The organism is Acidobacteriota bacterium (assembly GCA_016715115.1).
Taxonomy (GTDB): domain Bacteria; phylum Acidobacteriota; class Blastocatellia; order Pyrinomonadales; family Pyrinomonadaceae; genus JAFDVJ01.
The window spans coordinates 688020-708149 of record JADKBM010000004.1 but is presented as its reverse complement, the minus strand read 5'-3'; the positions used below and the strand labels follow the sequence as shown (position 1 = coordinate 708149).

Below are 20130 nucleotides of genomic sequence, written 5' to 3'. Positions count from 1 at the left end.
CGTTCACTTGAACATCTCAGATCTGAGCTCTATGGTTCGTCTTCGCACGAAAGATCGCGTCGGGATCGCCCGGACTGGCGTTCTTTCGAATTCACGCCCGTTTCTGCGCGGCTTTTTTCCGAGTTTCAATTTTGCTGAGCGTGAAACTAAGGCTAAAATCATCGTGTCATAACATCTTTTTCAGAAGGCAATCCATTTAAGAATGAAAGTTTATAACAGCGTCTTGGATATTATCGGCAACACGCCGTTAGTTAAGATCAACAATATCACCAGGCAGCACGGCATCAAGGCGCAGGTTTACGCGAAAATGGAATCGCTTAATCCGGGGTATTCGGTCAAGGACCGCATCGGCGTTTCGATGATCGACGACGCCGAATCGAAAGGAATCCTCAAGCCCGGCGGAACGTTGATCGAGGCGACCTCGGGCAACACCGGAATCGGAATGGCGCTCGTCGCCGCTGTTCGCGGGTACCGTTGCATCTTCGTTATGACGGACAAGGTTTCGGTCGAGAAGCGCAGATATCTAAAAGCGCTCGGAGCGGACGTCGTAATCTGTTCGGCGGCGGCGAAATACGGAACGCCCGATCATTACGTTTCAACCGCCAAACGCATCGCCGACGAAACGCCGAACTCGTTTTATCCCGACCAGTACAATCATCCGGCAAATCCGCTGGCGCATTATCGAACGACCGGGCCGGAGATCTGGCGCGACACTGAGGGTAAGATCACGCATTTCGTGGCTTCGATCGGCACCGGCGGAACGATCACCGGCACGGCTCGATATCTGAAGGAGATGAATCCGGACATCAAGGTGATCGGTGCCGATCCGTACGGTTCGATTTTCAAAACCTACAAGGAAACGGGTCACGTTCCGGAAGCGACGCCTTACCTCGTCGAAGGGATCGGCCAGAACATTCCGGTCGGAAACGCGGACGTCAAGATCATCGATGAGATCATCAACGTCACCGACCGGGATTCGTTCGAATACTCGCGCCAACTCGGCCGTCAGGAAGGGATATTCTGCGGCGGGTCGGCCGGAACGATCTTTGCCGGCACGCTGAAAGTGGCGAAGGATCTCGATGAGAACGCGGTCGTCGTGTTCATTGTCTGCGACACCGGTGAGCATTATCTGACGAAACACCATTCGGACGAGTGGATGAAGGAAAAACTGTTGCTTGAACCGCAGAAGATCACTGCGGGGCTGATCAACGAGACGAAGAACTTGGGAGCGCCGGGCGAGTTGATCTTTGTCGGACCGGAAGAATCGATCGCCGGCGCGCTCGACCTGATGAACCGCACCGGCGTGACTCAGATTCCGGTTTTGGCGAATAACGCTTCGGTCGGCAGTCTTCGCGAGAGCCAGATTCTGCAAAAGCTGATTCAGAACCGCGATCTTCTCGAAGGTCAGGTTTCGGATGTGATGGACAAGAGTTTTCCGATCGTCGACGTTGACACGGGCGCCGACGAGATCAAACGCAAGCTGCAAAAGTCGCCGGCGGTATTGATCGAGAATTTCGGCCGGATCATCGGGATCATTACGCGGTCGGATGTCCTGGATCTGCTTAAGTGAACGTGATCAAACTTCGAGGACGAACACCGGCTAAATGGAGAACCAATGAGCGAAGATAACAAAAACGACGACTGGGGAATTACGATGCCGAATCAGCGGCTCGACGATGAGGCCCGAAAAGTTATCGATGGGACCGAAAAGAAGAGCGAACCTTCTCCCGGCGGTGACTGGGAGATGGACGCCGGCGCGCCGGACGATTTCGGTCACACACAGCCGAACATCAACCTCGCCCCCCTGAACGCAGGCAAGGACGATTGGGGCGCGGTCGATTCGCGGATCACCACCGAGGAAAAGAAGACTGATTGGCAGATGCCCGATCCGGTGTTTCGTATCTCGGCTGGCGAAACTCCGAATTTCGCCCGACACGATCCCGAGGTCGAAGAAAACGATTTCAGCGAAGGTTATGGCTCGCCCGGACGAACGCCGGTCGCGGAAGATCCGCAGCCGGCGGTTGAGACGCAGACAGTCCGACCCGCGCAAAAAAGCGGAAACGCGAAGTGGATCTTTCTGTTGGCGGGAGTTCTTGTCCTTCTTCTGGTTGCCGCGGCCGCGTTGATAGGCATCTATTTGCTTTGGTTCAGTCAAAGCTCTGAAATTAAGAGCGTCTCGGCGAACAAGCCCCTGCCCGTTACGGAATCAAAGTCGAACACGGCGCCGGCGCCGACTCCGAGCGCCGCAACGACGAGTTATCCGCCGACCATTTCATACAAGGGCGAGATGCTTCTCGTCAACGCGGGCGAGTTCACATTCGGCAGCGACACCGACGGCGAGGAAGCGAAGCCGGCTCACAAAACCAGCGTGGAAGCCTTTTACATCGACAAGTTCGAGGTGACGAACGCGCAGTACAAAGAGTTTTGCGATGCGACGAGCCGACCGTATCCGGTCAGTCAGTACTGGGATAAAAACTATTTTACAGATCGCCCGAATGCGCCGGTTCTCGGCGTCTCGTTCAACGATGCGCGCGCTTTTGCGGAATGGGCCGGTAAACGGCTTCCGACGGAAAAGGAGTGGGAAAAGGCCGCCTCGTGGGACGACTCGAAAAAGGCAAAGCTCGATTACCCTTGGGGTAGCGACGCTTCTTCGTCCAAAGCGGCGTTCGGCATCGGTTCACCGTCGGATGTCGGAAAATTCCCGACCGGAGCAAGTCCGTACGGAGTTCACGATATGGCCGGAAATGCTTTCGAATGGGTCGACGACTATTTTCAGCCATATCCGGACAACAAATCTTCGAATGCGAATTTCGGCGAAACGAACCGGGTCGTTCGCGGCGGTTATTTTGGATCAAAAACGATCGATATCCTCAAAACCACAAAGCGGATCTACGTGCTTCCCGGCTTCGTTCCGGACCAAGACACGGCGAGTTACATCGGCTTTCGCTGCGCGGTCTCGGCAAACGATCCGCGGTTGCGCGACGTATTGAAATAAAGTCTTAGGCAAATATCGCGGCGGGTCGCGTCTCGGCATCGTTGGTTGATAAGATTGTAGTTATGAGAAAGTTTCGAGTAATTAGTTTCGGTCTTGCATTCGCGGCCGCGGCAATTCTTCTTTCATCGGTCCCGGCGGCGGCGCAGATCGATCAGGTTTCGAGTGTCAAAACTCGCGCCAAAACGACGATTCGGCCGAAGGCAAAGCCGGTTTCGAAGAAGGTTGATATCAAGCGGAAGGTGACGATCTACCGGGTCGACAAGAAGAGTCGGTCGAACTACAAGAAGAAGAAAACGGTTCGCAAAGTCGTCGTACAGCTTCTCGCGGCTCAGTTGCGACTGCTGACCGTAGATGCGGACGGTAAGGAAACGGAGACGAATCCGCTCGCGGCGTTCACGCCGAACGACCGTTTGCGGCTCTCGATCAAAACGAATCAGCGGGGCTATTTATACGTCATTCGGCAAACCGCGCCCGACGCCGTGGGAGAGATCATCTTTCCGACAACGCTCGTCAACAACGGCAGCAATTACGTCGCGGCAAATACCGAATACGTCCTCCCGCGCGGATGTCCCGCGGAGTTCGCGCCGGACCAACGCGATTGCGCTCTGCGTCTGACCTCGTTTGACGACGCGCCGCAGGAGTTTTTCACGCTTATCTTTACCCGTGATTCGCTGGTCGATCTGCCGAACGACGTGAAAAACACGCGCGTCAGTCTCGCGAATCTAATGAGCGCCGGCAAACTCGAGGCCAAGACGCTGGTCGACCTGATCGAAGATTCTGGCCAGGATCTGGTTTCGCAGCAGGGCGACACGCCGTTTGCGGTTCGGATCGTCAACATCAATCCCAAGGACAACGAGGAGATCATTGAAACGTTTGTCCTCGGCAAGTTGAAGCATCAGTAGATTCGTTTATTCGTTTGGAATCCGGGCCGGGTGCCGGGATTCCATTTTTGTCTGAATATGGCGACCGCGCGACTTAAAATCGGCGAAGAAGAGATCGCGATCGGCGACGGGCCGGTGACGTTTGGCCGGTCCGGCGACAACACCTTTCCGTATTCAGACAACACGAACATCTCACGCAACCACGCGCAGATCGAGTTTCGCGACGGCGCGTTTCACCTCCTCGATCTCGGGAGCAGCAACGGAACGACCGTCAACGGCCAGCGGATCGAGGGCGATACCGAACTTAACGACGGCGATTACATAACGCTTGGGAATTCGATCATCGTTCAGTTTTTCGAGGACGAAGTTCCGGAAGAAGAAGAGGATGCCGATTCTCCGCCTCCATCGGCCGCCGATGCGAAATCGAATCGCACCAAGATCGCGCTCGGCGCGACGGGTGCGGTTCTCGGCCTCGCGGTGGTCTTCGCTTCGGTCGCCGGATACGTCGCGTTCTCAGGCGACGATTCGGGTTGCAAGGCGACGGCGCGGATCGTCAGTCCGCGAAACGGCGATGTCGTCTCCGATCAGACCGAAGTCAAGGTAAATGTAAGCGATTCCGCCTGCGTGAGCCGCGTCATCATCACGCTCAACAATCAGGAGATCGTCAAACTCAATAATGCGCCGTACACGACTTCGCTCGATCCGGATCGCTTCGCCGATCTCTCGGACGGTCGGCTCTATCCGCTCAAGGCCGTGATCGAAGACATCGACGGCAAGCGGATCGAACCTGAAATGGCCGTCAATCTGCAATTCGAGACGCGCGAGATCGCCGAACCGGAACCGACCGAGGAGATCACCCAGGCGACACAAACACCGACCCCGCAGAATCAAAGCGGTCAGTCGTCGCTGACCGATACGCGGACGATGACGGCAGGTATTGTCAGAAAATTCACCGGCGTCAGCGCACGGTATCAACTCTCGAATGTTGAATTCCTGCAAGAAGTTCGAAAGCGGACGGCCGAGTATTCGTCCGAAGGCTATTTCGGCCGGGCGACGCCGTTTCGCGATCAGATCAACCAGGCCTTCGTACGAGAAAAGACGCTCGATCCGGCGCTCGGATTCATTTTGGCGATGAGCCGCAGCAAATTCAACGCTCAGGCGCAGGGCGCGAACGTCGGTCTCTGGCAGATGTCCAACGAGTTCGTCAACGCCAATGCCTATAATGTCGTCTGCACGACATTCGATCTCGCGGAACCGACGCAGGAGTGCGCGGCGAAGGTCGCCGCTTATTATTCGAAAGATCTGGTTGACGCCTTTGACGGCGACATCGTTTACGCGGTTGCGGCGTTCGGCAAGACGGCCGGCGAGGCGAGCGTGTTCAAAAACACGCTTCCGCCGGACCGTTCGGATTTCTGGAAAGTTCTGACCGATCCGCAGATGCGCGAACAGGTCGCCCGGTTCTTTGCGGCGGCGATCGTTTCCGAGAATCCGCAGAGATTCAAACTCAAGAACGACCGTCCGATCTCGGAACTTTATCCGTTGGCGAACTGATCTATGCTCAAGGCGTCCCTGACATACCGCGACGAAAATGGCGCGCACGAGATCGATCTCCGCGAAGGAAGGATAACTTTCGGACGCGGTTCGGAAGCTGACCGCCAGTTGGACGACACGGGCCTTTCGAGACTCCACGCGAGCGTTTATCGCGAAAACGACCGGATCTGGGTCGTTGACGAGAATTCGACCAACGGGAGCTTTGTCAACGACGAACGTGTTGCGCCCGCCGGAACTCCGCTACGCGACGGCGACGAGATCGCGATCGGAAACCGCACGAAACTGACCGTTCGAATCACCGCCGAACAGAGGTCGGCGGCGACCCCTGAGACTTCGGCGTCACGGCAAGTCTCGACCACGAGCGAACCGGCCCAGCATTTCCCGCTTGCGATCATTCTCGGCGCGCTGGCTTTCGGAATCCTTGTCATCGGGATTTCAGCGGCCGTCATCGGAATGCAGTTCATCGGCGAAAAAAAGACCGAGGTCGTTCAGGACTTCGAAGACGAAGAGCCGACCGAAACTCCTGACCGCAGCAATCGCAATGCGTCGAAATCACCGGGAACGGAGAGTTCGGCGACGCCGACACCGGGCGGCGGTTCGACCACCGAGGACCTCGGAAACACGTCGGTCGTTGAAACGCGGAACGACGGGACGACGGTCGTTCTGCCGAAGGGCCGATATCAGGATATGTCTGAGTCGGACAAGGACCGTTACATCGCGATCAAAGCGGAAAAGATCGCCCGGATCATCGGTAATCAGAAGGCCGATCCGATTCCGGCCGAAGCTGTCGCGATCATCAAACGGGACCTGAACGGTTATGTCGGCCGGCTCAAGAACGCGACCAACGACAATTGCAACCAGGGTTCCTGGGTTCGCAGCGACTTTGTCAGCGTCCTCAACCGCGCGACGAAAACGAGTCCGTTCGTTATTAGGAGTTTTCGCGCCGAAGGACTTGAACCGCAGATCGGGATCTACGTCGCGATGATCGAAAGCGAGCATTGTTCGTGCCTGACGAGCAATACCGGCGCGAAGGGAATGTTTCAGTTTTTGGCCTCGACCTGGCGGGATTATGACCCGGATAACAATCCGGATAACCGTTGTGTTCCGGAAAAGGCCGCCAAGGCCGGCGCGCAATATATGAAGGTCCTGATCACGCGATACGGAACGGCGCCCGACAGCGTTTTGCTGGCGATCGCAAGCTTTAACAGCGGTCAGGGAAACCTCAGCAAGAATATGGACAAGGTGCTTTCGAACGCCGTCGGCCAGAATCGGAGTTTCTGGACACTGATGGCAAACAAGGCCGTGATGGAGGGCAAATCGGGCGATCAGTTCAAGGGCGAAAACATCAAGTATGTGCCGAAATTCTTCGCCTGCGCCATTATCGGCGAGAACCCGCAGGATTTCGGCGCGTCGATTCGTCCGCTTTCAACTTACACTCAGTAAGATATGAGTCAATTGTGGCTGAATTTCCGTGACGAAAACGGCGTCGATCGCCGCGTGCCGGTCGACGCGGGGTCGTTCACGGTCGGACGACAGCCGGGCAACGGACTCGCCATTCCGGATAACCGGCTCTCGCGAACTCATTTGAAGATCGACCGTTTCGGCGAGGTTTTTGTGGCGTCCGACTGCGGGTCGAGCAACGGCACGACCCACAACGGTTCAAAACTGGACAAGCCTGTGTCACTGGCGAACGGCGACTGTCTCGTCCTGGGCGGCGGGATCGAGATCGAAGTCGAGTTGATCGCCGCCGCGGTTGAACCCCGCCGTCAGCGGCGAACGATGACTTCGGAAACGGCTGATTCGGGCGACGGTTCGTCGATTCCGCCGGTGATCTTCATCGCCGCGCCCGTGCTCGTGATCATCATCCTCGTCTGCGGCGGCGGACTGGTTTACTTTGTGGGCGGAAAGAAAGATCGGGACGTCGTCATCTTGAACGACACTCCGATTCCCGAAAGAACGACGACGGACGATGATCCGCCCGAATCGGACCCGAGCCCGACGCCAACGGCGACACCTGCGGAGAACCAAAACGGCTCAGTCACGCCGAGCCCGACATCATCGGTCGTATCGGACGAAACGCGCCGGATCGGGGAACACGCGGCGAAATTCTTGCGGCGGATCGCGCTCAGCGACCCGAACGCGTTCCTCAACAGCGCCCAGATCGAGATCTTGAAAGGGCGCGTCGCTTCTCTGAGAGGATCGTCGGCGCTCGGCGCGAATCTGAAACAGGTTTCGGGCAATGCCTCCGAATTCCGTTCGATGGCGTCGGCGCAGGCGTTGAAGCCGGACTTTCTTGCCGCCGCGGCGTTGGCGAAGCTCGGCAATAAACCGGGCGATCCGGTATCGACCGCGAAAACGATGCTGCCGTTTCTCGGAGATCTTCGAATCTCGCTCGGCAACAGTCTGGCTGACGACAATCTGCTGATAATGGCGGATTATCTTCGGCGCGAGCGAAACGTCAAAGGCTCGCTTCAGGGCATTCTCGAAGGTATTCCGCGTTCAAAGATCGGCGGCGCAGATCCGCGTGAGATCCGGACGATTTGGTTTCTCAGGAAAAACAATAAGATCTCCGAGGAAGCGTATGATTTTGCGCTCCGGTTCCTGGCGATCGGAACGATAATGCAAAACCCGAAGGATTTTGACGTCAACGCTGAGCCGGTAAATTTTTAAAGAGAATCTATGAGCGACACAAATGAATGGATAACCGGAAACGTGACGCTGTCGATCAATGGCGCGCCGCTGCAAATGCAGATGACTGTTCCGGCGGCGCCCGTCAAGCCGCAACGGATGCTTCCGATATTCCAGCAGATGACGAATTCGTTTGTCGAAATGGGAGTGAGCGCCGCCGAATCGAACGGCGAAACGGTTTCGTGCCGCGCCGGCTGCGGAGCTTGTTGCCGTCAGATGGTGCCGCTGCCCGAGTTCGAAGCATATCGCATCGCCGAACTGGTCGAAGAAATGCCGGAAGAACGAGGCCGCGAGATCGGGCAGCGGTTCGAAGATGCGGTGGCGGCTCTCTCCGGGACCGACCTCTTCGAGCGTCTTTCAAAAGCCGGCTCGCTTTCGCCATCGGATCGCGAAGAACTCGTTCTTGCGTATTTCCGGATGGGAGTTCCGTGTCCGTTTCTTGAGAACGAGTCTTGTTCGATCCACGCCGACCGGCCGATCGCGTGTCGGGAGTATTTGGTGAGTTCGCCGGCGGAGAACTGTGCGAATCCGAGCGCGCAGGCGATCAAGATGATCGAAATGCCGGTCAAACCTTCGGAACCGCTGCGCCGGCTCGGTCAAACACGTTCGATTGCCGGCGTTGATTTCATTCCGCTGGTTTTAGCGTTAAAATGGAGTGAAAGGAATCCGGAGAAGTTTCCCGAGAAAACCGGTGAGCAGTGGATGGCCGATTTCTTCGCCGCACTGACAAAAAAGGCTGTGCCGACCGGTGAAGCAAAATAAATAAGAAGTTTGTTATCTGCGATTTACTATTTACTATTTCGGACGAAGGATTTACCATAAGTCCCTAATCACAATATGAGCAAGTATCGCAAAATTGTCTGGAACGAAGGGATGCTTCTGACTCCGCATCACTTCCAGCAATGGGATAACTATCACGAGGAGTTCCTCAACTCGCGAGTGCGCTCAATGATGCCGTTCGAATATGGGATCCTTGAGTTGCAGGTCAACCGTGAAGCGATCGCGAATGGTAATTTTCAAATCATCAGTTGTCATGCCGTTTTGCAAGACGGATTGATGATCAATGTTCCTGATGCCGAAGCGGTTCCTGACCTCCGTCCGGTCGGTGATCACTTCAGCCCCGAAGCCGAAAAGCTTGGCGTCCATATCGCGATTCCGGCAAAGAAAGCCGGCGAGGCGAATTTCCAGCCGAACGGGGCGAAGGCAAGCACGAATGTCAGGTTTCTTCAGGAAGGTCTTACCGCAAAGGATGAAACCACGGGCGTTAACGAGCAGACACTCGCCTACGCGAAAAGCAATCTGAGGATAATTTTCGACGACGAGGTGCGCGACGGTTTCACGTCAATGAAGATCGCCGAACTGAAGCGCACGCCGACCGGCCAATTGCAGATCAACGAGGATTTTATTCCGGCGACGCTGAAAGTTTCGGCATCCGCGTGGCTTGTCACGATGCTCCGTCAGCTTGTCGAGATCCTGAACACGAAAAGCGGCTCGCTCGGTGAACAGCGCCGGCAGCGAAACGCGTCGCTCGCCGATTTCACGACCTCGGAAGTCGCGGTGTTCTGGTTGCTGCACACGATCAACTCGGCGATCCCGACGATGGCGCATTTCTTTCGCTCGCCGGTGTTGCATCCCGAGAAGCTTTACCTTGAAATGGCTGAGATCGTCGGCAAGTTGATGACCTTCGCGACCGAACTCTATCCGCGCGATATCGTCAAGTACGATCACGACGACCTTCATTTCACGTTTTTCAATCTATCGATGCAACTCAAGGAGTTGCTCGAAACGGTGATTCCGAGCCGCTGCGTTCCGATTCCGCTCGAGAAGACCCGCGACACGCTGTATGTCGGACGCGTCGAGGACGAGCGGCTTTTGAAGGACGCCGGTTTCTATCTAGCGGTTCGCGCCCAGATGCCGGAATCAAAGCTTATCGAAGGTGTGCCGCGCGTCGTCAAGATCGGGTCGCGCGACGTCATCGACACGATCATCGGTTCGGCGTTGCCGGGCGTGGTGCTGACGCACGCGAGCCCGCCGCCGGCTCCGATCCCGACGCGCGTCGGCTTCAGGTATTTTATGCTCGATACGATCGGACCCTACTGGGACGGAATCAAGGGTTCGAAAGTGATTGCGGTTTATGTGCCGGACGAAATTCCGGACGAACAGCTGGAGATGTACGCGGTGAAACCGTGAGTGGATTTGGGAATTGGGATTTGTGATTTTGGATTTTTAGTTACAAACGGATTTTCGGCATTGGACTGATTTCGGATTTTCACAAATCCAAAATCCAAAATCGAAAATCCAAAATCGACGGATGTCTGAACGAAGCAACAAAAATGATCTCGTAGCGTTTGCCGGACCGGTTTTCGATCTGATCCTGCGCCTCAAGGCAGGGATCGTTCAGCCTTCGCTCGACCTGCGTCCGAAGATCGCATCACTGCTCGAGGATTTTGAAAATCGTGCCGAGCGCTATCGGTTCAGCAGCAAGATCATTCAGGTCGCGAAGTTCGCGCTCGCCTCGTTCGTTGACGAGACCGTCCTGACGAACAATTTTCATCTCAAGGAAGAATGGGAAAAATATCCGCTGCAGCTTGAGTATTTCGGCGAACAGCTCGCCGGCAACAAGTTTTTCGAGAAGCTCTCGGCGATGATCAAACAGATAGACGTCACGGCCGACGCGGTCGAGATCTATTACGTTTGTATGCTTCTCGGTTTCAAGGGCCGTTACGCCGTTTACGAAAAGGACAAATTTCTGGCGATCATGCAGCAGACCGCGAATGCCCTGGTCAAGGCCGGAAAGATCCGTCCGGTCGAGCTTTCGCCGCATTGGCACGCCGATGACCAGCCGGAGCCGCCGAAGCCCAAAAAAATGCCGGCGTGGGCAAAGGTCGCCGCCTTCGGTGGTCTTGGCTTTGCGTTTATAGTTTATTTGATAATGTTCGTAATGACGTCTTTCTACCTGAGTGAAGCGATGAAGAAATTGCCGTTTTAGCGCTTTGAGAACGGCTCAACGCCCCTAATTATGAGCTCGTGGCAAGTCCAACAATTGAAGTTCGCCTTCGGAATCGGAGGCCTGATGTCCTTTTACGGGATCGTCGGATTTTTGACCTATTTCGGTGGTCAGAAGTTGGGGTTGCCGGTCAACACGCGGATCATGGTCATCGTCGTCCTCTTGCTGACGCTGCCATTCACGCTGATTCTCGGATGGGTCGTTTCGCGCCGCAGCAAGAAGAAGGAAGAAGCGGCGAAAAAGGAAGCCGAGGAGAAAACCCAGGCGAAGGAAACTGCGGCCCCCGCTGAACAACCGCAGAAGGTCGCCGCTCCGAAGGGCGATTATGCCGAACTGCCGCAGGGCATCGAAGAGGTCGTCAAGTACCTGCGATCTTCGAATCTTGGCGAAGCCGGCGAGGACGCAGTTTACTCGCTTCCGTGGTATCTCGTCGCGGGTCTTCCGAAATCCGGGAAATCGTCGGTCGTCGTCGGCTCGAACTTGAATTTTCAGACTCTCCCGAGCCAGCGGCAGTCGGAGCAAAAGATCATCCGGCCGACGGCGGGCATCGACTGGCGCGTGACGACCGATGCGGTGTTCATCGACACGGCCGGACGATTTCAAACTGAAGGCGGCGAGGTTGACGAATGGTCCGCGATCCTTGAGACCGTCCGCAAATCGCGCCCGAACCGGCCGCTCGACGGGGTTTTGCTGTTTGCCGACACCGACAAGATCCTGAACGCCGACGAGCGCGAGATCGAAGAGATCGCGAAAGTTATGCGCGCTCGCCTCGACGATGCGATGCAGCGCCTCAAAGTTCGCTTTCCCGTTTACCTGATCTTTAACCACGCGGACGCGATCGAAGGCTTTCGTGATTCCTTCTCGACGTCGAAGAAGGAAGGCGAAACGCTCGTTTGGGGTGCGACGATTCCGCTCGAAAAAAGCGAGACCGCGCATTCGATGTTCGACGAAGAGTTCGCACTGCTCAATGATTCGGTGATGAAGCGGCGCCTGATGCGTTTGAGCGCGCCTTTTCCGCCGGTGCGGCAACTCCGTATCTTCAATTTCCCGCTGCATTTCAATTCCGCGCGCCGCAAACTCGGCGCTTTTGTCACCGCGCTCTTCAGGCCGAACCCGTTCACCGAAAACCCGTTTTTCCGCGGCTTCTATTTGACCGCGTCGCCGGGCAAACGGACGGCGCCGGAACTTCCGCAGACGGTCGGGTCGACATATTTCGTCGAAAAGTTGTTTCGCGATGTGATTTTGCGAGACAAGGATCTCGTTCGCACCTTCCAGCAGCAACGCCAGCGGCCGCCGATATTCAGCTGGTTGTTGACGATGTTTGCCGCCGGGTTGACGTTGATCTTTTTGATTCTGTCGGTCGTCTCGACGGTCAACAACCGGACTTTGCTGAACCAGGCGGCGGACCGCGCGCTGGCGGTGATGAACAACGCCAAGGCCGACGTCAATCGCGATCCGCTGACGAAGAACGCCGATGAATCGACTTCCGAAATAAATGCCATCGAGCAGCTTCGCCTACTGATGGACAAACTCGATGGATATGACCGCAACAGCCCGCCGTTTTATCTCCGGATGGGACTTTATTCGGGTAATCGTATTTATAAAGAGAAACTGTTGAATATCTATTACACCGCGTTGAGCCGCCGGTTTATGGAACCGACGCGGAAGAAAATGGAAGACGAAATGAAGAAGTTCGTCTCCAGTCCGCCGATCAAGAATGCGGCCCAGTTGTCGACGGAAGAAGAGGACTTTCTTGGCAAGAACTACGATCTGCTCAAGGTTTACCTGATGCTGACACCGAATTATCGTGACAAGGCGAATGAATCGGATGTCTTCAACACGCTCAAGACCCATTGGTTCGAAGCCTCGAAGCTTCCGGCTAATCTTCAGGACGACGCCGAAAGTCAGCTCAAGTTCTATGCGCGCCAGGTCGACCGTATCGAGGGCGATGGTCGCTTCCCGATCTACCAAGCGAACGCCAATCTCGTCACCGAAGTCCGGAACAAACTCCGCGCGTTCCCGGCATATCAACGATATTACCGACGCAAGGTTACCGAGATCTCGAAGGATGTCGACGCGAAAACAACGATGTCCGTCGAGGCGATCCTCCAGCGCGAAGGCGGCGTCACGGGCATTGTCGAAGGAGATTATACCGTTCCCGGCGCATATACCATCGAGGGTTTCAAACAAATGGAACAGGCGATCGCGGTTTCGGCAACGGAGTTGACCGGGTGCGATTGGGTCATCGAAGAGAAATGCGATTCCGTCAAAGCCGCCACCGATATGATCGAGTCGCCCGATGCCGGCAAGATTCGCGATCGGTATTTCCGCGATTATTCCGATCACTGGAAAAATTTCGCAAAGGGAATCAAGGTCAAGCAGTTTCGCAAGGAAAACACGACCGAGCAGAACAAGGTTTCCGCGAAAGAAGCCCTCGCGGGGCTTTCGTCGGCGAGTTCCCCGATCAAGATCCTACTGGCCGAGATCTCGAAAAACACGAATCTGGCGACGCCGCCGACGCTTGGCTGGTGGGATTCGATCGTCGGTTGGTTCAGTTCGAAGAAACTTCCGACGACCGGCGCGGATTCGCAGGTCGTCCGCGATTTTCTGCCGCTGACGACTTTCGTTCGCAGCGACAGCAAGGACAAGAAGTCCCCGATCGACGATTATGCTGCAACCCTCGAAACTGTTTCGGGTCGATACAGCACGGTTGTCGATGATAATCGCCTGGCGGAATTGACCGCGAAGTCCGAGGAAGAACGCAACAAGGAACTCAACCTGAAGAATGCGGCGGACTCCGTGAATAATTCAACGAAGCCGTTCAACAAAGATCTTCCGTTTATCGCGGACCTGTTGAAACAGCCGCTCGATAATCTGAAAACGCTGTTCGGCGCCGACACGATCAAGCAGCTTGCCGAACAATGGAAATCCGAGGTCGTCCCGCTCGCGCGCAAGGCCGAGGTTGGTTATCCGTTCGAGGAGACCGAGAGCAACGCGGATTTTGCCAACTTGCGTGAGTACTACGCGAAAGGCAAAGGATTTACGAAGTTCTACGAAGAGAAGCTGAAGCGCTACTTTGACGGCACGCCCGGACAATTGAAGCTAAAGGATCCGGCGAACGCGCCATTCAATCAGGAGTTCGTCGATTATGTGAACAAGGCGCTGACCCTTCGGCAATCCTTGTTCAGCAAAGGCGACGACGTGAAGTTCACTTACAACTTCGAGCTCCTGAATCCGAACGAGGCGGTCGTAGAGATGACGATCGATGGAATAACGATCTCGTCGGTCGACAAACCATCGGCTTCTATCGACTTTCCGGCGACGAGCGGAGGCGCGACCGGCGTCATAATCAAGGTCGTCTCGTCCGGCGCGACGACGACTTCGGGAACGACAACGTCGGGGAATTCCAATACTTCGTCGAACACGGCGACAACCAAACCGACTACGGCCACGGGCGATGAAAAGCCGTTCCTCGGACAGTGGGGGTTGTTCCGGTTCTTGAATTCGGCCGGAATGCAGAAACAGACCGACAACACGTATCGGATCTCTTATCGCCTGAAGAATGGCAAAATGCTTGAAGCGAAGGTCACGCCGCCGGGCGTTGATCCGTTCAACAAAGAGGTCTATAAACTGCGGGCGCCGGAAAATATTTTGAGGTAGGTGAGAAAATGAACGAAGCGAAAAACCTTGTTGAATCGGGAAACCTGAAGGGCGCGATCGAAGCGGCGCTGTCGGTCGTCAAGGCCAATCCGACCGACTATTCGGCACGCATCTTCTTGTTCGAACTCGCCTGTTTTGCTGGCGATTGGGACCGCGCGGGCCGACAACTCGACGTCATCGGGCATCAGGACACGACCGCGATGGTCGGATCATTGATCTACCGGCAGTGCATCGCCGCCGAACAGAAACGCGCGGACTTTTTCGCAAAAGGCTCGAAACCGGAGTTTCTTGAGACGCCGCCGGATTATGTTTACGGGCTTCTGACCGCGAACAATCGCGTCCGCGAAGGAAATCTCGGCGAAGCGCGAGAGATCCTCGACACCGTCGAAGAACAGCGTCCGGCGTTTGCCTGTCGCGTCAACGGCAAGGATGCCGAGGATTTTCGCGACTACAACGATCTGACGTCGGCGATCCTGGAAGTGATAATCAAGGACAGCTACGTGTGGGTGCCTTTTGAACAGATCGAGAAGATCGAGTTTTTCGAACGCAAGTCGCTGCGCGACAACTTCTGGCTCCAGGCAAAGCTCGAGACGAGCAACGGGACGAACGGCGAGGTCTTTATTCCGGCTCTCTATAACGAATCGTGGAAGGCTGACGACGAAAATGTCCGTCTCGGCCGCCTTTCGGATTGGCGCGATGCCGGCAACGAGATCTACATCGGCGAAGGCACGAAGCTTTTCGCGGTCGGCGGTGAACATATGCCCATTTTGGATATTTCGTCGATCGAATTTGTTCGGGAGTGATATGGCGGTCTTCAAGCTATGGCTCGTCGATCGAGGTGCCCGCAGCGAATTCTACTGGGGCGAGGGAACGATGTATGTCTGTGGTCTTTATTTGAAGGAGTATTTGGACGCAGCGTGCAAACAGTCGAACGGCGCCTTTGAATCGTCTGACTTTTCCTGGAGCGGAAGCGCCGGTCAGGTTCAGCCGCACGAGCTTGTCGTTTATTTTTTGCAGGAGCGCCGGCGAAGCATAGTTCAGGCGCAGGGCGGCACGGTGTCCCACGGTTCCGGCGCGACCTACACGACGGGGGCCGGAACGATTTCGGAGGTTTACCTGTCGGAAATGGAAGGCGACAGGGACTATACGCGGCTTGTGGCGAATCTCGCGTTTCACGAGATCCTCCACAACAAGCTGGAACCCAAGCCGCTTGCGGACATTCATAGTCTTGGGGGCGGCGGTCTTTCGTCCCCGGTCGTTAACCGGGGAATGCGGCCGACGGCGTCAGAACTGAAATACCTCGGTGGGGCGCTTAGCAAAAACGTTCCGCAGTACACGCTGAAAATGTAGGGTCGCCCGGGCAGAGTCGATCTGCCCGCGTTCGAACAGGGAGAGAGGAGTTTTCAATGGCTGAGATCGTACCAAAACCGGCGGTAGTTGATTTCGAAGCGATTCTGACACCGATTTCGGAAGAGAATCCTTCGGGCGAGTATCTTCGTTATTCGGGGCTCTATGACGAGGTCTCCGAAGCGCGGCGCGCGGATGAGATCCTGAGCCAGGGCGAATGGCAGACGGAACTAAAGGTTGCCGACTACAAGAAGGTCATCGCGCTGGCATCGGCTTCGATCGAAAAGGACTCGAAGGACCTTCAGGTCGCCGCGTGGTTTGCGGAAGCGCTCATCAAGGAACACGGGTTTGTCGGTCTGCGCGATGCGTTGCGAATGATGACGCGGCTCCAGGAGACTTTCTGGGACACGATGCATCCCGTCATCGACGAAGGCGATATGGAAGGCCGTGCGAACGCGCTCGCGTGGATGGAAGCTCAGGCGGCGTTCGCTTTGAAACAAGCAAAGATTACGGGCTATGTAGGTTATAGCTTTGTAGATTATGAAGATTCGAAGCGATTTGACATTCCCGAGAACATTGAGTCGCTCGACACCGCCGAGCAGCAGAAGTTCAACGAACTGCGCGCCCAAGCCGAGCGGGAAAACCGCGTCACGGCCAACAAATGGCGCGCCGAATTGTCGCAAACCCGCCGCGTCTTTTGCGAAGAGTTAAATTTTCTTCTCGAAGAGTGCTGGACGGCGTATAATGACCTCAACAAGGTTATCGAGGAAAAATACGACCTTAATCAAGCGCCGGGAACCAACAACCTGAAGAAGTCGCTTGACGAGGTTCATACGTTGACGAAGAAAATCCTCGAGGAGAAACGTCTCGAAGAACCGGACGCCGCGGAAGAAGCGGTCGAAGAGGTTACGGCTGCAGATGGCGGTACCGTGACCGTCAAGGCGGCAGGAGTTGCGACCGGCGCGATCCAGAACCGTCAGGACGCGCTCAAACGACTCAGCGACGTCGCCGATTGGTTCAAGAAGAACGAGCCGCACAGTCCGATCGCATACGTCGTCGGGCGGGCCGTGAAATGGGGCAATATGCCGTTCGAGGTTTGGCTCCAGGATGTTATCAAGGACGAGACCGTGATCTACAATCTTCGGCAAACGCTTGGTTTCAACACCAACTTGCCGGAATCGTCGGATCAATAGGCTTTGGATTTTATCGGAAAGTTAGGATTGGAAGAATACTAAACGAAAAGGAGCAGGAAAAATGCCAAGTAAAGAGAGCATACAACATAAAATTGACCGTGTTCGCCCCCCGCGAGTCCAGATCACCTATGATGTGGAAGTCGGCGGAGCGATCGAATTGAAAGAATTGCCGTTTGTGATAGGCGTGATGGGCGATTTCGTCGGCAAGTCCGAAGAACCGCTTCCGGCGCTCAAGAACCGCAAGTTCGTCGAGATCGATCCTGATAACTTTAATCAGGTTCTGGCTGGCATGAAGCCGCGTGTGGCCTTTACCGTTGAGAACAAGATGCAGGACGACGGCAGCAAGGTTGGCGTTGATCTCACCTTCAGCAACATCGAGGATTTCGAGCCTGACAACGTCGTGCAGCAGATCGACCCGCTTCGCAAACTCGTCGAGGCCCGCCAAAAGCTTTCCGATCTGCGTTCCAAGATGGACGGCAATGAAAAGCTCGAGAATATGCTGAACGACATCATCGGTGACGCCGGCAAACAGAAAGAACTGAGCGACTCGCTCGGTCTCGGTAAGGAGGAATAACGATGGCTGACAAAGCAAAACAACAAGAAGCTCAAGTTCAGGAGCAAGCACAGGAGACAAGTCTTCTCGACCAGATTCTGACCGAGGGCCGTCTGGCGCGTGATGATTATCAGCGCGAGCAGGCCAAGGATATGATCGGCGAGTTCGTCAATCAGGTGATGAGCGGCGAGTTGACGATGTCGAAGAATATGGACGTCGCCATCAATGCCCGGATCGCCGAGATCGACCGCATTATTTCGGCCCAGCTCAACGTCGTGATGCATCACGAGGAGTTTCAGAAACTGGAAGGCTCGTGGCGCGGCCTACATTATCTCGTCAAGAACAGTCTGACAGGTCCGCAGCTCAAGATCCGCGTTATGAACGCGACCAAGAAAGAGCTTTTGAAGGATTTCGAGCGCGCGCTTGAGTTCGACCAGTCGGCGTTGTTCAAGAAGATCTACGAAGACGAGTACGGAACGTTCGGCGGCGCGCCCTACGGAGCGCTTATCGGCGATTACGAGTTCGGCAATCATCCGCAGGATCTGGCGCTTCTCGAGAGTCTCTCGCAGGTTGCGGCAGCGGCCCACGCGCCGTTCATCAGCGCCGCCTCGCCGGATATGTTCGGCTGGGACGAGTTCGCTCAGATGACCGAGGTTCGCGATGTGTCGAAGATCTTCGATACGACGATGTACGCCAAATGGCGCAGTTTCCGTGAATCCGAAGACTCGCGCTATGTCGGCCTGACGCTCCCGCACGTGCTCGGACGTGTGCCGTACGGCGCAGCGACGAAGCCGACCGAGTCCTTCAATTTCGAAGAAGACGTCGACGGCACGAATCACAAGAAGTACCTTTGGACGAACGCGGCATATTCGATGGGCACGCGCCTGACCGAAGCGTTCTCGATGCACGGATGGTGCGTTGCGATCCGCGGCGTTGAAGGCGGCGGCCTGGTCGACGGTTTGCCGACGCATACGTTCGAGACCGACGAAGGTGAAGTCGCGATGAAGTGTCCGACGGAAGTCGCGATCACCGACCGTCGCGAAAAGGAGTTTTCGGACAACGGGTTTATCCCGCTGGTTCACTGCAAGGGAACCGATTACGCCGCTTTCTTTGCGACGCAGTCGGCCAACAAAGCCAAGAAGTACGACACTGATTCGGCAAACGCAAATGCGCGTCTGTCGTCGCAGCTTCAGTACATCTTCGCGGTTTCCCGCTTTGCACACTACCTGAAGTCGATGATGCGCGACAAGATCGGTTCGTTTATGTCGCGTCAGGAGGCCCAGATCTTCCTGAACCGATGGATCAGCAAATACGTTCTCGAAAACGACGTCGCTCCCGCTTCGCAGAAGGCAAAGTACCCGCTGCGCGAGGCCCGCGTCGACGTTTCGGAGATTCCGGGCAAGCCTGGCTGTTATCGTGCCGTCGCGTTCCTGCGGCCGCACTTCCAGCTGGACGAGCTTTCGGTGTCGTTGCGGCTCGTGGCCGAACTTCCGCCGCCGGCTAAATAATTGAAATACAGGGGAATAGGAAATATTTCCTGGTATTTCGGCAAAAGCGGCCAATCATCGCGTCTTACTTTCGAAGCGAGTGGTGAGACTCGGAATGATTGATAACCAAAATGGAATGGATTGCTTCTCGCTTCGATGAGGCAATCCAAGGTCAACTAAGTTTTGAAAGGAGCAAGAAATTATGGCACAGGCTGATTATTATTTGAAGATCGATACGATTGAGGGCGAAGCGGACGCCGTTGGTTTTGAAAAACAGATGCAGATCGAATCATGGTCGTTCGGTGCGAACAACTCGGGTTCGGCGGTTCAGGGAACGGGTTTGGGCGCAGGTAAAGTGAGTCTTCAGGACTTTCACTTCGTCGTCCAGAACGGTAAGGCATCACCGCAGCTCTTCCTGACGTGCGCCAAGGGAAATCACATCCCGCAAGCGATTTTGAGCTGCCGCAAGACCGGTGGTGACGGAACTCCGTACACGTACCTGAAAGTGACCTTTGGCGACATCGTCATCTCGTCGTTCCAGACAGGCGGAAGCAACGGAAGTGCGATTCTTCCGATGGAACAGATTTCGTTCAACTTTACGAACATCACGTTCGAATACTTCCAGCAGAAACCGGACGGATCAGTTGCTCTGACCAACACGACGAGCTACGACATCAAGAAGGTCGAAGGAACGGGCGCCTAGTTCTAACCCGATCAAGCTGCCGGCGCAAACCGGCAGCGATTCGATTCGCAAGAGTCAAAAAGGAC

16 protein-coding genes are annotated in these 20130 nt (G+C 55.6%); all 16 read left to right on the top strand.

Annotation, left to right across the window (positions count from 1 at the left end):
• Positions 1 to 202: 202 nt before the first annotated feature.
• The 16 genes from IPN69_05345 to IPN69_05270 all read left to right on the top strand — a co-directional run bounded on the left by IPN69_05345 (position 203) and on the right by IPN69_05270 (position 20065).
• A complete protein-coding gene (locus IPN69_05345; protein MBK8810142.1) occupies positions 203 to 1570 on the top strand; it encodes a pyridoxal-phosphate dependent enzyme in 1368 nt (455 codons plus the stop codon).
• A 45-nt stretch (positions 1571 to 1615) separates the two neighbouring features.
• Positions 1616 to 2995: an SUMF1/EgtB/PvdO family nonheme iron enzyme gene (locus IPN69_05340; GenBank protein MBK8810141.1), complete on the top strand. Its 1380-nt coding sequence runs from the start codon at positions 1616 to 1618 to the stop codon at positions 2993 to 2995.
• A gap of 62 nt (positions 2996 to 3057) precedes the next feature.
• Positions 3058 to 3897, top strand: coding sequence for a DUF4384 domain-containing protein (locus IPN69_05335; GenBank protein MBK8810140.1), 840 nt, complete (start codon positions 3058 to 3060; stop codon positions 3895 to 3897).
• A 57-nt stretch (positions 3898 to 3954) separates the two neighbouring features.
• The gene (locus IPN69_05330) at positions 3955 to 5427 is read left to right on the top strand and encodes an FHA domain-containing protein (protein ID MBK8810139.1); all 1473 of its coding nucleotides are present in this window, start codon (positions 3955 to 3957) and stop codon (positions 5425 to 5427) included.
• Positions 5428 to 5430: 3 nt separating this feature from the next.
• Positions 5431 to 6870 carry an FHA domain-containing protein gene (locus IPN69_05325; protein ID MBK8810138.1) on the top strand — a complete coding sequence of 480 codons (1440 nt, stop codon included), beginning with the start codon at positions 5431 to 5433 and terminating at the stop codon, positions 6868 to 6870.
• A 3-nt stretch (positions 6871 to 6873) separates the two neighbouring features.
• A complete protein-coding gene (locus IPN69_05320) occupies positions 6874 to 8097 on the top strand; it encodes an FHA domain-containing protein (GenBank protein ID MBK8810137.1) in 1224 nt (407 codons plus the stop codon).
• 9 nt (positions 8098 to 8106) lie between these two features.
• A complete protein-coding gene (locus IPN69_05315; GenBank protein ID MBK8810136.1) occupies positions 8107 to 8877 on the top strand; it encodes a YkgJ family cysteine cluster protein in 771 nt (256 codons plus the stop codon).
• Positions 8878 to 8952: 75 nt separating this feature from the next.
• Positions 8953 to 10305, top strand: a complete 1353-nt coding sequence (tssK, locus tag IPN69_05310; GenBank protein ID MBK8810135.1) for a type VI secretion system baseplate subunit TssK — start codon at positions 8953 to 8955, stop codon at positions 10303 to 10305.
• Between the two features lie 121 nt (positions 10306 to 10426).
• The gene (locus IPN69_05305; GenBank protein MBK8810134.1) at positions 10427 to 11104 is read left to right on the top strand and encodes a DotU family type IV/VI secretion system protein; all 678 of its coding nucleotides are present in this window, start codon (positions 10427 to 10429) and stop codon (positions 11102 to 11104) included.
• 30 nt (positions 11105 to 11134) lie between these two features.
• Positions 11135 to 14782: a type VI secretion system membrane subunit TssM gene (gene tssM / locus IPN69_05300; GenBank protein ID MBK8810133.1), complete on the top strand. Its 3648-nt coding sequence runs from the start codon at positions 11135 to 11137 to the stop codon at positions 14780 to 14782.
• Between the two features lie 8 nt (positions 14783 to 14790).
• On the top strand, positions 14791 to 15585 hold the full coding sequence (locus IPN69_05295) for a hypothetical protein (protein MBK8810132.1): 795 nt from the start codon (positions 14791 to 14793) through the stop codon (positions 15583 to 15585).
• 1 nt (position 15586) lies between these two features.
• Positions 15587 to 16132 (top strand): hypothetical protein, encoded by a 546-nt coding sequence (locus IPN69_05290; protein MBK8810131.1) that lies wholly within the window; start codon positions 15587 to 15589, stop codon positions 16130 to 16132.
• A gap of 56 nt (positions 16133 to 16188) precedes the next feature.
• Positions 16189 to 17322: a type VI secretion system protein TssA gene (gene tssA, locus IPN69_05285; protein ID MBK8810130.1), complete on the top strand. Its 1134-nt coding sequence runs from the start codon at positions 16189 to 16191 to the stop codon at positions 17320 to 17322.
• Between the two features lie 61 nt (positions 17323 to 17383).
• Positions 17384 to 17896 (top strand): type VI secretion system contractile sheath small subunit, encoded by a 513-nt coding sequence (tssB, locus tag IPN69_05280; protein ID MBK8810129.1) that lies wholly within the window; start codon positions 17384 to 17386, stop codon positions 17894 to 17896.
• A 2-nt stretch (positions 17897 to 17898) separates the two neighbouring features.
• On the top strand, positions 17899 to 19383 hold the full coding sequence (gene tssC / locus IPN69_05275) for a type VI secretion system contractile sheath large subunit (protein ID MBK8810128.1): 1485 nt from the start codon (positions 17899 to 17901) through the stop codon (positions 19381 to 19383).
• A gap of 181 nt (positions 19384 to 19564) precedes the next feature.
• Positions 19565 to 20065, top strand: a complete 501-nt coding sequence (locus tag IPN69_05270) for a type VI secretion system tube protein Hcp (protein MBK8810127.1) — start codon at positions 19565 to 19567, stop codon at positions 20063 to 20065.
• Positions 20066 to 20130: the final 65 nt, after the last annotated feature.

What these genes read in the sequence shown, in the direction of transcription:
- IPN69_05290 (MBK8810131.1), top strand. Translation starts at nt 15,587, where the DNA reads ATGGCGGTCTTCAAGCTATGGCTCGTCGATCGAGGTGCCCGCAGCGAA.
- IPN69_05340 (MBK8810141.1), top strand. Translation starts at nt 1,616, where the DNA reads ATGAGCGAAGATAACAAAAACGACGACTGGGGAATTACGATGCCGAAT.
- IPN69_05320 (MBK8810137.1), top strand. Translation starts at nt 6,874, where the DNA reads ATGAGTCAATTGTGGCTGAATTTCCGTGACGAAAACGGCGTCGATCGC.
- IPN69_05270 (MBK8810127.1), top strand. Translation starts at nt 19,565, where the DNA reads ATGGCACAGGCTGATTATTATTTGAAGATCGATACGATTGAGGGCGAA.
- tssM (MBK8810133.1), top strand. Translation starts at nt 11,135, where the DNA reads ATGAGCTCGTGGCAAGTCCAACAATTGAAGTTCGCCTTCGGAATCGGA.
- IPN69_05305 (MBK8810134.1), top strand. Translation starts at nt 10,427, where the DNA reads ATGTCTGAACGAAGCAACAAAAATGATCTCGTAGCGTTTGCCGGACCG.
- tssK (MBK8810135.1), top strand. Translation starts at nt 8,953, where the DNA reads ATGAGCAAGTATCGCAAAATTGTCTGGAACGAAGGGATGCTTCTGACT.
- tssC (MBK8810128.1), top strand. Translation starts at nt 17,899, where the DNA reads ATGGCTGACAAAGCAAAACAACAAGAAGCTCAAGTTCAGGAGCAAGCA.
- IPN69_05315 (MBK8810136.1), top strand. Translation starts at nt 8,107, where the DNA reads ATGAGCGACACAAATGAATGGATAACCGGAAACGTGACGCTGTCGATC.
- IPN69_05335 (MBK8810140.1), top strand. Translation starts at nt 3,058, where the DNA reads ATGAGAAAGTTTCGAGTAATTAGTTTCGGTCTTGCATTCGCGGCCGCG.
- IPN69_05330 (MBK8810139.1), top strand. Translation starts at nt 3,955, where the DNA reads ATGGCGACCGCGCGACTTAAAATCGGCGAAGAAGAGATCGCGATCGGC.
- tssB (MBK8810129.1), top strand. Translation starts at nt 17,384, where the DNA reads ATGCCAAGTAAAGAGAGCATACAACATAAAATTGACCGTGTTCGCCCC.
- IPN69_05325 (MBK8810138.1), top strand. Translation starts at nt 5,431, where the DNA reads ATGCTCAAGGCGTCCCTGACATACCGCGACGAAAATGGCGCGCACGAG.
- tssA (MBK8810130.1), top strand. Translation starts at nt 16,189, where the DNA reads ATGGCTGAGATCGTACCAAAACCGGCGGTAGTTGATTTCGAAGCGATT.
- IPN69_05345 (MBK8810142.1), top strand. Translation starts at nt 203, where the DNA reads ATGAAAGTTTATAACAGCGTCTTGGATATTATCGGCAACACGCCGTTA.
- IPN69_05295 (MBK8810132.1), top strand. Translation starts at nt 14,791, where the DNA reads ATGAACGAAGCGAAAAACCTTGTTGAATCGGGAAACCTGAAGGGCGCG.